General features: G+C 67.6%; 9 protein-coding genes and 3 tRNA genes. 5 read left to right on the plus strand and 7 right to left on the minus strand.

Translation table 11 applies throughout. The features are described 5' to 3' along the window. The 3 genes from GH664_RS00070 to GH664_RS00080 form a co-directional block, all read right to left on the minus strand. Positions 1-426: a PhaM family polyhydroxyalkanoate granule multifunctional regulatory protein gene (locus GH664_RS00070; RefSeq protein ID WP_153166124.1), complete on the minus strand. Its 426-nt coding sequence runs from the start codon at positions 424-426 to the stop codon at positions 1-3. A gap of 109 nt (positions 427-535) precedes the next feature. Then, positions 536-2,467, minus strand: coding sequence for an ATP-binding protein (locus GH664_RS00075; RefSeq protein ID WP_153166125.1), 1,932 nt, complete (start codon positions 2,465-2,467; stop codon positions 536-538). Beyond that, positions 2,464-3,438: an ABC transporter substrate-binding protein gene (locus GH664_RS00080; RefSeq protein WP_194270281.1), complete on the minus strand. Its 975-nt coding sequence runs from the start codon at positions 3,436-3,438 to the stop codon at positions 2,464-2,466. Before GH664_RS00080 ends, GH664_RS00075 begins: the two co-directional genes overlap by 4 nt. Positions 3,439-3,655: 217 nt before the next feature. Between GH664_RS00080 and GH664_RS00085 the strand changes: the two genes are divergently transcribed. Continuing rightward, a complete protein-coding gene (locus tag GH664_RS00085) occupies positions 3,656-4,288 on the plus strand; it encodes a response regulator transcription factor (RefSeq protein WP_153166455.1) in 633 nt (210 codons plus the stop codon). A gap of 25 nt (positions 4,289-4,313) precedes the next feature. Here the strand turns inward: GH664_RS00085 and GH664_RS00090 are convergent, their stop codons facing one another. The 4 genes from GH664_RS00090 to GH664_RS00105 form a co-directional block, all read right to left on the minus strand. After that, positions 4,314-5,021 carry a hypothetical protein gene (locus GH664_RS00090; protein ID WP_153166127.1) on the minus strand — a complete coding sequence of 236 codons (708 nt, stop codon included), beginning with the start codon at positions 5,019-5,021 and terminating at the stop codon, positions 4,314-4,316. 96 nt (positions 5,022-5,117) lie between these two features. Then, positions 5,118-5,873 carry a class I SAM-dependent methyltransferase gene (locus GH664_RS00095; RefSeq protein ID WP_153166128.1) on the minus strand — a complete coding sequence of 252 codons (756 nt, stop codon included), beginning with the start codon at positions 5,871-5,873 and terminating at the stop codon, positions 5,118-5,120. A gap of 50 nt (positions 5,874-5,923) precedes the next feature. Next, complete coding sequence (locus tag GH664_RS00100) at positions 5,924-9,496, minus strand: indolepyruvate ferredoxin oxidoreductase family protein (RefSeq protein WP_153166129.1); 3,573 nt, start codon at positions 9,494-9,496, stop codon at positions 5,924-5,926. A 185-nt stretch (positions 9,497-9,681) separates the two neighbouring features. Next, the gene (locus GH664_RS00105; protein WP_153166130.1) at positions 9,682-11,088 is read right to left on the minus strand and encodes an FAD-binding oxidoreductase; all 1,407 of its coding nucleotides are present in this window, start codon (positions 11,086-11,088) and stop codon (positions 9,682-9,684) included. Between the two features lie 177 nt (positions 11,089-11,265). On the opposite strand from GH664_RS00105, the gene GH664_RS00110 reads away from it, so the two are divergent. The 4 genes from GH664_RS00110 to tuf all read left to right on the plus strand — a co-directional run bounded on the left by GH664_RS00110 (position 11,266) and on the right by tuf (position 12,884). Continuing rightward, positions 11,266-11,350 (plus strand) — tRNA-Tyr (locus tag GH664_RS00110). Between the two features lie 79 nt (positions 11,351-11,429). After that, a tRNA-Gly gene (locus GH664_RS00115) sits at positions 11,430-11,503 on the plus strand. Between the two features lie 29 nt (positions 11,504-11,532). Then, positions 11,533-11,607, plus strand: a tRNA-Thr gene (locus tag GH664_RS00120). An 86-nt stretch (positions 11,608-11,693) separates the two neighbouring features. Then, a complete protein-coding gene (gene tuf, locus GH664_RS00125) occupies positions 11,694-12,884 on the plus strand; it encodes an elongation factor Tu (RefSeq protein WP_153166131.1) in 1,191 nt (396 codons plus the stop codon). Positions 12,885-12,925: the final 41 nt, after the last annotated feature.

Here is a 12,925-nt window from a genome sequence, read left to right on the forward strand (position 1 = left end):
TCACTTTTCCGATGTGGATTTGCGCCGCGACGCGCTGCGCGGCGCCGTCCTGTCGTCACCCGCGGGGGCCGGTTGCGACGCTGCCGGCTGCCCTCCCATGAGGTTCCACGGCCACATGGCCGCCGCAGCGGCGAAGGGGTTTGGGTTTTGCGCCTTGTCGGCTGTCTCGCCCTCCTGGGCATGCTGGCTCATCGCCTTCACCGCGGCCAGGGCGGCGCGCTGCATCTCCAGCCCCTGGGTGCTCATCTGCAGCATGTTGAGGTTCATCTTGAGCCAACCCTCGACCGCCTTCATGTCGGCGATGCGCTTGTCGAGCTCGTCGACGTCGAGCGTGGGCGTCACCATGCCCGGTAGCGAAAAGCCCATGTTCTGCCACATTCCGCGTACGAACTCGAGCGGATCCTGGGCGTTCTGGTCCTGAGACATTCAAGTGCTCCCGGCTGGTCTTTGACAAGATCATCATAACCGATGCCTGCGGCCTGAAGCATTCTGCGCGGCAGCAAGGCCGGGCGACCCGGTACAGGAACGGCGGCGCTCAATCGGCCGCATTCAGCATGCGGTGAATCAGCGCCCGCAGCCGCGCCGGGCGTACCGGCTTGTGCAGCAGCACGATGCCGGCTTGCTGGGCAGCGGCCAGCGTCTCCGGGCCGGTGTCGCCACTGAGCAGGATGGCGGGCAGCGCAGGGAACTGGTCCGGGCTGCGAAGCAGGCCGATCAGGTCGATGCCGTTCAGCTTGCCGCCGAGGCGGAAATCGCTGATCAGCAGGGCCGGCCGCCAGTCACCGGGTGCCAGCGCCGCGCGCAGTTCCTCCACCGTCTCGGTCGACAGCACCTCGCACCCCCAGGATGCCAGCAGGCCCCGGGTGCCGTCGCGGGCGAGCGGGTCGTCGTCGAGCAGGGCAATGCGCACGCCGCCAAGGTCTCCGGGCGGGCGCTCGTCCACATTTTCCGAGGGCTTCGCCTCCGGCTCGGCAAGCGGAAGCTCGACGGCGAACACCGCGCCCCGGCCCGGAGCTGAACGCAGCTCCAGACGGTGATCGAGCAGGTCGGCGAGGCGGCGGACGATTGCCAGGCCGAGTCCAAGGCCCTTGTCGCGGGAACGTTCGGCGTTGTCGAGCTGAACGAATTCCTGAAAGACGATCTCCTGCGCCGCGGACGGTATGCCGACGCCGCTGTCGCGCACTTCGATTCGCACCCGCTCACCTCTCCGCCGGCAGGCGACGAGAATGGTGCCGTGCGGCGTGTAACGGACGGCGTTGCTGACGAGGTTGGCGACGATGCGTTCGAGCAGCACGGGATCGCTACGCGCCCAGAACTCGCCCGGACGCAGGACGAGCGTCAGCCCGCGATCCGCGGCCGCCGGGCGCTGGCCGGTGACGATGCGTTCGAGCAGCGGCTGCAGGTTGAACGGGCGGGGCGCCGGCCGTAGCACGCCGGCGTCCAGCCGCGAGATGTCGAGCAGGCTGTCGAGCAGGTTCTCCATCGCCTCCGCGGCAGCGGCGATGTGCCTTGCCAGCTCGTGCGCGCGGGGCGCCAGCGGCTGCTGGTCGAGTTCGGCGATGAACAGGCCGAGGGCGTGCATCGGTTGGCGCAGGTCATGGCTGGCGGCGGCCAGGAAGCGCGACTTGGCGAGGTTGGCAGTTTCGGCTTCATCCTTGCGCGTGCGCAGTTCCGCAGTGGCTTCCTCGATCTTGCGCGCCATGTGCTCGTGCACCTCGGCCAGTCGCTCGGCCATCTCGTTGATGCCCTCGGCCAGCTTGCGCAGGCTGCCGCCGCCGGTGATCGCCACGCGTTCGTGCAGGCGCCCCTGGCCGAGCCGCAGTGCGGTGTCGGCCACGCGCCGTATCGGCCCGCTCACGCCACGGCTCATGTAGCCGGCCAGCAGCAGGCTGCCGGTCAGAACGAACAGCACCGAAAGGATGCCTGTCCATAGGAGTTCTCCACGGCGGCGCTGCAGACGGTCGAGCGACAGGTCCACTGTGACCAGACCCAGCGTGCTGTTCCGCGTGGCGGACTTGCCGCGCTGCGATGCCGCCGCGCTGAGCAGGTCGTCGAGCTGCAGCTTGGTCGCCCGGATGGGCTCGACGAGGCGCAAGGTTCGCCCCTCCTTGATGGTCACGGGGTGCAGGTCCCCCGGACCGGCGAGGGCCGGCAGGCGGGCGTCGAACCGGCCGATGTTCACCAGGGTGTTGCCGTCGTGGCCGACGATCCTCACGCCGATCACGTCTTCCTCTCCCATCACGGTGGAGGCCAGTTGCTGCAGGGCCTCGCGGTCGCCGGAAAACACGGCGTATTCACTGGCGGCTGCAAGCTGGCGTGCGAAGGCCCGGCCGCGATCGGTGAGCGCCTGGTCGAGGTCCGTGATGCGCAGCGATGTGTACAGCGCGGTCATCAGCACGGCGAGCACCAGCATGGGCAGCACGGCGACGAGCATCACGCGGGCGCGGACCCCCCAATTGCGGATCATGGCTGACCTCGTTCGCGGCGCTGGAGCTCGGCGCCAAGTTCCTGCGCGGGCCTGAGTGCGATGCCCATCGAGCGCGCCACGTTGAGGTTGACGCCCACTTCGAACTGGCTCGGCGCGGCCGGGGCGGGCAGTCGCTCCCCGCCGAGCATGCGTGCGGCAACGGCGCCGGCCTGCGCGCCGATCTGCGCGGGCGTGGAGTACAGGCCCAGCAGCGCGCCCGCACGGACATAGGCGGCAGAAAAACCCAGCACCGGCGAGCGGTAACGGTAGGCGGTGAGCAGCACGTTCTGCACCGTGTTGGCATTGAAGATGTTGGCGTCGGGGAGCGCGACGAGCACCGATGGTTCGGCCAGCACCTGTCGCAGGGCCGGATAGAGCTCGCCATCGCTTTCAATCGATGCGCCTCGCACCTGCAGATGGCGGGCGATCGCCGCGTCGCGCAGGCGGCTTGCCAATCGATCGCTGCCACTGCCCGAGACCAGCGCGACGCGGGGCCAGTCGGGCAGGGCGATGCGCAGCAGCGCGATCTGGCGCTCGGCTGGCTGGTCGAGGAAGATGGCGGTGTGGGTGTTGCCAGCGGCCGCGCGCGGCAGGCGTTCGTATGCGCTGGCGGGCAGCAAGGTGTTCAGCACCGGGCGGGAAGGTGCCAGTTCGGCAACATGCTGCGCAGCCTGGGTGCCGACCGTGACGACGAGCCGGCGGTTTGCGAGGTCTGCGGCAGTGATCCCGGCGTTGGCAAGCACCTCGATCGTGGCCTCGGGTTCGGCCGCGAGCAGACTGGCGCGCAATGCCTGCACGGTTTCCTGATACGGCCCGTCGTTGGCGCTGGTGACGACGGCGACGCTCGCTTCGGCCGCGGCATTGCCCGCATGCGCGACTGCCCCGTTAAGCGCAAACGGCAGAATGCACCACAACAGCAGGAAGACCAGGCGGCGAAAGGGCATCGGGAAGGTGGTGCGTGCAGGTGCCATGGCAGGCCCGGTGCGCGACGCAGGCGACCGTTGCCGATGTACTGCGGCCTGTGGCGAGCGGCCCGGCCCCGGCTGCATGCACACGGGATCCGCCTTGTGGCGCGACCGCGAGATTCTCGCCGCTTTCGCGCTGTGCCGATAGGGGGAGGCGCAGAATGGGCATGCTATGCTTCACGCATCGAAGCCGAAACAAGGGGTGGGCCGGGTGGGCGCCGAAATTCTGAAGATTCTCGTCGTCGAAGACCATGCCCTGGTCCGCGAGGCCATGGCGCAAACGCTTGCGCGCCTCGATGCCGCCATCGACTGCATCGAGGCAAGCAATGCCGAGGCTGCGCTGCAGAAGCTGGAGGGCGGCGGGGTCGATCTCGCCATCGTCGACCTGATGCTGCCGGACATGAACGGCTTTGCCTTGCTCGGCGTGCTCGCCAAGCGTTTCCCCGACGTGCCGGCCATCGTGGTGTCGGCCATGGATGACGAGGCCTCGGTGAAGCGCGCCATCAAGGGCGGTGCATCCGGCTTCGTGTCCAAGGCGAGCTCCGGCGAGGAAATGTTGCGTGCGGTGCGCATCGTCCTCGATGGCGGTGTGCATGTTCCCGATGGGGGTTCCGCGACACCCGCCGCCGGACGGCGCGCGGCGGGGCCGGTCAGCGATCGCTTCGGGCTGACCGCGGCTCAGGGCCGCGTCACGGAACTGCTTGCGCTGGGCAAGAGCAATCGCGAAATCGCGGATGCGCTCGGCCTGTCCGAAGGCACGGTGAAAGTGCACATGTCCGCCATCTTCCGCGCGCTTGGTGTGTCGAGCCGGGCGCAGGCGCTGATCGTCATTGCGCGCAGCGGAACGCGCCTCTGACGCGTTTCATGGCGCCTGGCAAACCTCAGTGCGACCTGCGTGCGGTCGCGGCGAAGCGCATCGGCATCTCGGCCGCAGGCAGGCGCTCGACTTCCTCGACTTCCTCGATATCGATGGCCGGTTCGGCAAAGTCGACTTCCAGCACCTGCAGCACCTGGCGCGCGACGGCGCGGCAGGCGTTGGCGAGGGGCGTCGGCAACTGCTCGGGAACCTGCTTCTGCAAAAGCAGCTTGGACGACGACAGGGCGCCGACCGGCTTCAGGATGCGGTGGCGGTAGGCGCCCATCAAGTGCGCGACATTGCGGTCTGCAGCCTCCCGCTGCCACGGGTTGCTCGGCCATTGCGACGGCACGGCGTAGGCACGCGGGAACATCTCGAGGTCGCGGACGACGGTGCGGATATCCTCGTGCGATTCGCGAAACGGCAGCAGCACGATGTCCGACAGCGCGTAGAGCTTGCGGTCCATCTCGGTACGGTTGCCGCCGCCGTCAATGACGCCGATCCAGTCGTCGAGGGTGCGCAGCTTGTCCACGACCTTGGTCAGGGCGTCGCGCGTGCGGGCATCGGCGGTGATGTAACGGCGGCCAGCGGGCTGCAGCGGCTCGCGCGACGTGTCGGTCAGCACGCAGGCGGAACGCTGCCCCAGCAGGCCCAGACCCTGGCACAACATGTGCGAAAGGGTGGTCTTGCCGGTGCCGCCCTTGTTGCCGATCACGCAGATGATCTCAGCCATGTACTTCCTTTCTCTGCACGCGGCAGATGTGCCGCATGGGGAATTATCGGCAGCGAGCCCCGACTTCATGAGGCGAAATAACGCCGATTCGCGCCGTCATTTTGGCGCACGTGATGCCGGGATGCGCCATGCCAGCAGGCGGGTGGCGCGACGGTCGCCGACTTCGACGACGAAATCCGGGTTGCGCCCGGGGATCTCGAAGGTGTTGCTGACCAGCAGGCTGCCGGGTCGCATCTCCGCTGCCGCCTTGCGCCACACGGTCGCCATCGGCACCGGCGACAGGAAGGCATAGACCACATCGTAGTCGGCCCACGGGACGGAAAAAAGATCGGCACGCCGCCACTCGACCTGCCGGCTTCGGCGAGCAAGCAGCAAGCTGCCCACGAGCCAGGGGCCCGGTGCCAGCTCGACGCCGGCGAAGCGGCAGTCAGGGCGCAATGTGGCGAGCCGGCGCAGCAGCGAACCGGTGCCGGCGCCGACGTCGAGCACGCGGGCCGGGCCTTGCGGCAGCAGGCGCGCGAGGGCTTCGGCGGTGGCGCGGTTGCTGAGGTAGAGCGGAACTTGAGTGCGAAAGCTCGTCCAGTAAACCAGCAGCAGGGCGATGAAGGCGCCGAGGTACCAGCCCGGCGGCAGGTCCAGCGCGCGTGCGGCCACGACCAGCGGCATGAAGGCGAGATGGAGCGGCAGCCACCAGCGCGCGCTGCGCAAGGCGAAGGCAGCGCCTGTGGCGCCGATCGCCTGTGTCGCCACCAGCGGCCAGATGCCGCTGCCGAGCGCGCCACTGCGCGCCAGCAGGAAAGCGGCCAGCCAGCCGGCGAGCTGGGCGACCAGGGCTTTGAGGGCAGGGGGCATGGGGTGGCGCGGCGAACGGGACGGCCGCGATCATAGCGCCGCCCGCCTCGTCACGCTGCGCTGCGGGCCTTGGAAGCCGGCGCGCCTGTCTGGCGCCAGGCAGCCAGCAGCCGTTCGCGCTGCTGCGCCGCAGTCGCCATGCTCTGCGCCTTGACATGGCCGTAGCCGCGAATCTGTTCGGGCAGGCGGGCAATGGCGACCGCGTCGTCAAGCCGATCCCAGCTCAGCGTCTCGAGCAGTTCGGCAACGTCGCGCTCGTATTGCGCGATGAGCTGGCGCTCGGCGCGGCGCTCGGCGGTGTATCCGAACGCGTCCCAGCGCGTTCCGCGCAGCCCTTTCATGCGCGCCAGCAGGCGGAACACCCGCATCATGCCGGGGCCGAAGCTGCGCTTGGCGATGCGCCCGGTGTTCGGGTCCGGACGGGTGAGCAGCGGGGCGGCGAGGTGGAAGCGCACCTCGAAATCGCCCTCGAAAGTCGCGTGCACCCGATCCCAGAAAGCGGGGTCGGTGTACAGGCGGGCGACCTCGTATTCGTCCTTGTAGGCCAGCAGCTTGAAGTAGTTGCGTGCCACCGCCTCGGCGAGGCGGGTGCTGGAGGCGCCGGCCTTTTCCGCTTCGACGGCAAGCACCCCTTCTACCAGGCGGCGGTAACGCGCGCCGTAGGCGGCGTCCTGATAGGCGGTGAGCACCTCGACGCGGCGCGCGACAAGCTCGGCCAGCGTCTTCGCCGGAGCCCGAACCGACGCCTGCGGCCGCGCGCAGCGCATCACGGCGGCGAGGTCGTGCGCAGCGCGACGCCCCCACAGGAAGGCGCGCTTGTTCATGTCCACCGCGGTGGCGTTGAGCTCGATCGCCTGCATCAGCGAGGCGTGCGACACCGGGACCAGGCCCTGCTGCCAGGCATGGCCGAGCAGGAACAGGTTGGTCGCGATCGCATCGCCCATCAGCGTGGCGGCAAGCGAGCTGGCATCGAGGAACAGCGCATTGCCGCCGGTCGCGTCGCGGATCGCGGCCTGCATGCGATCGAGCGGGAACTTCCAGTCCGGGTCGCGTGCGAAGGCCGAAGTCGGCGTCTCGGCGATGTTGACCAGCGCGCGCGTACGGCTGGTCGAAACCTTGGCCAATGCCTCCACGCTGGCGGTGACGATCGCGTCGCCACCGATCACCGCATCGGCTTCGCCGGCGGCGATCCGCACCGCGTGCAGTGACTCTGGCTGGTCGGCGATGCGCACATGGCTGAAGACCGAGCCGCCCTTCTGCGCCAGGCCGGTCATGTCGAGCACCGTGACCCCTTTGCCGTCGAGGTGGGCAGCCATGCCCACCAGTGCGCCGATGGTCACCACGCCGGTGCCGCCGACGCCGGTCACCAGCAGCCCGAAGGGCCGGGTGGTGGCGGGGATCCGCGGTTCGGGCAGTTCGGCGAAGGCGGTCTCGTCGGCCTGCACCGCCTGGCCCTTGCGCAGGCGGCCGCCTTCGATCGTGATGAAGCTGGGGCAGAAGCCGTTCAGGCAGGAGTAATCCTTGTTGCACGACGACTGGTCGATCTGGCGCTTGCGCCCGAATTCGGTCTCCACCGGCAGGATGGACATGCAGTTCGACTTGACGCCGCAGTCGCCGCAGCCCTCGCATACCGCCTCGTTGATGAACACGCGCCGCGCCGGGTCGGGGTAGGTGCCGCGCTTGCGTCGGCGACGCTTCTCGGCGGCGCAGGTCTGGTCGTAGATCAATGCGGTCACGCCGCCCGACTCGCGCAGTTCGCGCTGGATGGCGTCGAGCTCGTCGCGGTGGCGCAGCGGCACGTGGGGCAGGTCGGCCGGGCCGTAGGCGCGCTCGCTGCCGTCGGTGACGACGACGATGTTCTGGACCCCTTCGGCGCGCAACTGCTGCACGATCTGCGGCACCGACAGGCTGCCGTCCACCGGCTGGCCGCCGGTCATCGCCACCGCGTCGTTGTAGAGGATCTTGTAGGTGATGTTCACCTTCGCGGCCACTGCCTGGCGGATGGCGAGCAGGCCGGAGTGGAAGTAGGTGCCGTCGCCCAGGTTGGCGAAGATGTGCTTCTCGTTGGTGAAGGGCGCCTGCCCGACCCAGGGCACTCCCTCGCCGCCCATCTGGGTGAAGGTGCCGGTGCGCCGCTCGGGCATCCAGGTGACCATGTAGTGACAGCCGATGCCGGCCAACGCGCGGCTGCCTTCGGGCACGTGGGTGGAGGTGTTGTGCGGGCAGCCGGAGCAGAAGGTCGGCACCCGGTCGATGGCGAAGTTGCGTGCCGCCAGCGTGCGCTCCTTGGCCTCGAGGAAGGCGAGCCGCGAGCGGATGCGTTCCGAAGTGAAGAAGCGGTCGATGCGCGAGGCGATCGCGCGCGCGATCATCGCCGGCGTCAGCTCGCCGGCGGCAGGCAGCAGCCAGTCGCCGTGGTCGATCGTGCCGTCGGGACGGACCACATGAGCCCATTCGCCCTTCTCGTCAAACTTGCCGATGACCCGCGGGCGCACGTCTTCGCGCCAGTTGTAGAGCTCCTCCTTCAACTGGTACTCGAGCAACTGGCGCTTTTCCTCCACCACCAGGATCTCGTCCAGGCCCTCGGCGAAGGCGCGTACGCCGTCCGCCTCGAGCGGCCATACCATGCCGACCTTGTACAGCCGGATGCCGATCTCGGCCGCCAGCGCCTCGTCAATGCCGAGGTCGTCGAAAGCCTGGCGCACGTCCAGGTAGCTCTTGCCCGAAGTGATGATGCCCAGCCGTGGCGCAGGCGAGTCGATCACCGTGCGGTTCAGGCCGTTGCTGCGGCAATAGGCCAGCGCCGCATACAGCTTGTAGTGCAGCAGGCGCTTCTCCTGCACCAGCGGCGGGTCCGGCCAGCGAATGTTGAGTCCGTCCACCGGCAGTGCGAAGTCGGTCGGCAGGCGGACCTGCACCCGCAGCGGATCGACATCGACCGAGGCAGAGGTCTCCACCGTGTCCGCCAGCGCCTTGAACGCGACCCAGCAACCCGAATAGCGCGACAGCGCGTAGCCGTGCACGCCGAAGTCGATGTATTCCTGCACACCGGCCGGCGTCAGCACCGGCATCATCATCGACTTGAAGAAGTGGTCGGTCTGGTGTGGCAGTGTCGAGGATTTGGCCGCATGGTCGTCGCCGGCGATCACCAGCACGCCGCCACGCTTCGAGCTGCCGGCCGCGTTGCCGTGGCGGAAGACATCGCCGCAGCGGTCGACGCCCGGCCCCTTGCCGTACCACATCGCGAACACGCCGTCGTGCTTCGCCTGCGGCGACAGGTTGACCTGCTGGCTGCCCCACACAGCGGTCGCCGCCAGGTCTTCATTGATGCCCGGCTGGAAGACGATGCCGGCGCGCTGCAGGTGGCTCCTGGCCTTCCACAGCGTCTGGTCAAGTCCGCCGAGCGGCGAGCCGCGGTAGCCCGACACGAAGCCGGCGGTGTCGAGGCCGGCAGCCTCGTCGCGTGCCTTCTGGATCAGCAGCAGGCGCACAAGCGCCTGGTAGCCACTCAGATACACTCGCCCGCTCGCCTGCGAATACTTGTCATCCAGGCTGGGAACATGAGCATTGCGTACATCGGCGCCGCTTGCTCTCGCATCGGCCCGCGGATCGGCTTCCGCCATTTCGCCGCCTCCTTCCAAAGTCCGTATCTTTGGCGTGCTGCGCATCGCGCTGGCCGGCGACGCCTCGTGGGCAGGGCCGGCCGCGATTCAGTCCAGCCTAGCCCTCGGGCAAGGCTGGCTCAATCCTTGGATACCCTGATCGACAGAAGGTTTGCGGTGACGAGTCCGGAAGGGCCGGAGGCCGTTCAGCCGGGTGGCAGCACCTTGCCCGGATTCATCAGGTTGTAGGGGTCGAGCGCCTGCTTGATCAGCCACATGGTGTCGATGGCTTCGCGGCCATGCTCGCGCAGCAGGAATTCCTGCTTGCCGATGCCGATGCCGTGCTCGCCGGTGCAGGTGCCGCCCATCGCGAGCGCGCGCTCGACGATGCGCCGGTTGAGGTCTTCAGCGCGGGCGATCTCGGCCGGATCGTCGGGATCGACGAGGATCACGCAGTGAAAGTTGCCGTCGCCCACGTGGCCGACGATGGGCGCGATCAGGCCGCTGGCGTCGATCTCGCCGCGCACGCCGTCCACGCACTCGGCGAGGCGGGAGATCGGCACGCACACGTCGGTGGAGATGCCGCGGCTTCCGGGCCTCAGGTTGAGGCTGGCGAACAGGACGTCATGGCGTGCCGCCCACAGACGTGTTCGATCCTCCGGGCGGCTCGCCCATTCGAAATCCAGCCCGCCATGCTCGCGCGCGATCTCCTGCACCGTCTGCGCCTCCTCCTCGACGCTCGCGGGCGAGCCGTGGAACTCGAAGAACAGCATCGGCGATTCGCGCAAGGTGGTCTTGCTGTAGCGGTTGATCGCCTTCACCGTGAGCGCATCCAGCAGCTCGATGCGCGCCACCGGCACGCCGAGCTGTATGGTCTGGATCACCGCATTGACTGCATCGACGATGTCCGGGAAGGCACATACTGCGCTGGAGACCGCTTCGGGCAGCGGATGCAGCCGCACGGTGAGCTCGGTGATGATGCCCAGCGTTCCTTCAGAGCCCACCAGCAGCCGCGTCAGGTCGTAGCCGGACGAAGACTTGCGGGCGCGCCCGCCGGTGCGGACGACGCGCCCGTCGGCCAGCACCGCGGTCAGTGCAAGGACGTTCTCGCGCATGGTCCCGTAACGCACCGCATTGGTGCCGGAGGCCCGCGTCGAGGCCATGCCGCCCAGGCTCGCGTCCGCGCCCGGGTCGATCGGGAAGAAGAGGCCGCTGCCGTGCAGGGCGTTGTTGAGTTGCTTGCGGGTGACGCCTGGCTGCACCACCGCGTCCATGTCCTCGGCGTGGATGGCGAGCACCTGGTTCATCTCGCTCAGGTCGACGGTGAGGCCGCCACGCACCGCGAGGATGTGGCCCTCGAGCGAACTGCCGACGCCGAAAGGGATGATCGGTACCGCATGCGTGCGGCAGGTGTTCACGGCGAAAACCACCTCGTCGGTGCCATGCGCGAACACCACCGCGTCGGGCGCCGCATCCGGAAAGTGCGACTCGTCGTGCCCGTGATGCGCGCGGACGGCCTCGCCGAGGCTGAAGCGCGCGCCGAAGCGGGCATTCATCGCATCAATGAAGGCCTGCGGCAGCGCGCGGCGTTCGTGGTCAGAGGGGGCGCGCATCGGTCTACTCTCCTGGGTCGGGTCGGCCATTATCGCTTCCGTGACGGGCAACGACATCATGCAACCGCGACGGAGCAGGGGGCATGAGTTCGGCCCCCCGCAGAATTCTTGCCAGACTGAGGTGAAAAGTATTTGACACGATCGAGTTCGACGCCTATAGTTCGGGGCTCGCCGCGTGGAGGGATACCCAAGCGGTCAACGGGATCAGACTGTAAATCTGACGGCTCTGCCTTCGAAGGTTCGAATCCTTCTCCCTCCACCAACGAATTTGTTTGTCGCGCCGTGCTGATGTGCGGCGGGCGGTTGAGTCGGATCGACTCCTTGTTTGCATCGTGGTAAGTGCGGGTGTAGCTCAATGGTAGAGCAGAAGCCTTCCAAGCTTATGACGAGGGTTCGATTCCCTTCACCCGCTCCAGGTTTGCTGCGGTTTTGCTGTTTTTCGGAGCCCATGTAGCTCAGTGGTAGAGCACTCCCTTGGTAAGGGAGAGGCCACGTGTTCAATCCACGTCATGGGCACCACTCATTTTCTGCCTGGCCTGGCGCGGCGGCCAATGTGATTTGGCTGCCGCACTGGTTTTTCTGGTTCTGATTTTAAGGATAGCGATATGGCTAAGGGTAAGTTTGAGCGGACGAAACCGCACGTGAACGTCGGTACGATCGGCCACGTTGACCATGGCAAGACGACGCTGACGGCGGCGATCACGACGATCCTGTCGAAGAAGTTCGGCGGTGAAGCCAAGGCGTACGATCAGATCGACGCGGCGCCGGAAGAGAAGGCGCGCGGCATCACGATCAACACCGCGCACGTCGAGTACGAGACCGCCACGCGCCACTATGCGCACGTGGATTGCCCGGGTCACGCCGACTACGTGAAGAACATGATCACCGGTGCGGCGCAGATGGATGGCGCGATCCTGGTGTGCTCGGCCGCTGACGGCCCGATGCCGCAGACGCGCGAGCACATCCTGCTGGCCCGTCAGGTCGGCGTGCCGTACATCATCGTCTTCCTGAACAAGTGCGACATGGTCGACGACGAGGAGCTGCTCGAGCTGGTCGAGATGGAAGTGCGCGAGCTGCTGTCGAAGTACGACTTCCCGGGCGACGACATTCCCATCGTCAAGGGTTCGGCGCTGAAGGCGCTCGAAGGCGACCAGTCGGACATCGGCGAGCCGGCGATCATGCGCCTGGCGGACGCCCTCGACAGCTACATCCCGACGCCTGAGCGCGCCATCGACAAGCCCTTCCTGCTGCCGATCGAGGACGTGTTCTCGATCTCGGGCCGCGGCACCGTGGTGACCGGTCGTGTCGAGCGCGGCGTCGTCAAGGTCGGCGAGGAAATCGAGATCGTCGGCATCAAGCCGACGGTCAAGACCACCTGCACCGGCGTGGAAATGTTCCGCAAGCTGCTCGACCAGGGTCAGGCGGGCGACAACGTGGGCGTGCTGCTGCGTGGTACCAAGCGTGAAGACGTCGAGCGTGGCCAGGTGCTGTGCAAGCCGGGTTCGATCACCCCGCACACCCACTTCACCGGCGAGATCTACGTGCTGTCGAAGGAAGAGGGCGGCCGTCACACCCCGTTCTTCAACAACTACCGTCCGCAGTTCTACTTCCGTACCACGGACGTGACCGGTTCGATCTCGCTGCCCGAAGGCACCGAGATGGTCATGCCGGGCGACAACGTGTCGATCACCGTGAAGCTGATCGCGCCGATCGCCATGGAAGAAGGTCTGCGCTTCGCGATCCGCGAAGGTGGCCGCACCGTCGGTGCCGGCGTCGTCGCCAAGATCATCGAGTAATCGGAGTCCGATTGTTCGATCGCAAAGCGCACCCTGGCGGG

The sequence above is a fragment of the Thauera sp. 2A1 genome, assembly GCF_009469595.2.
Classification (GTDB): Bacteria; Pseudomonadota; Gammaproteobacteria; order Burkholderiales; family Rhodocyclaceae; genus Thauera.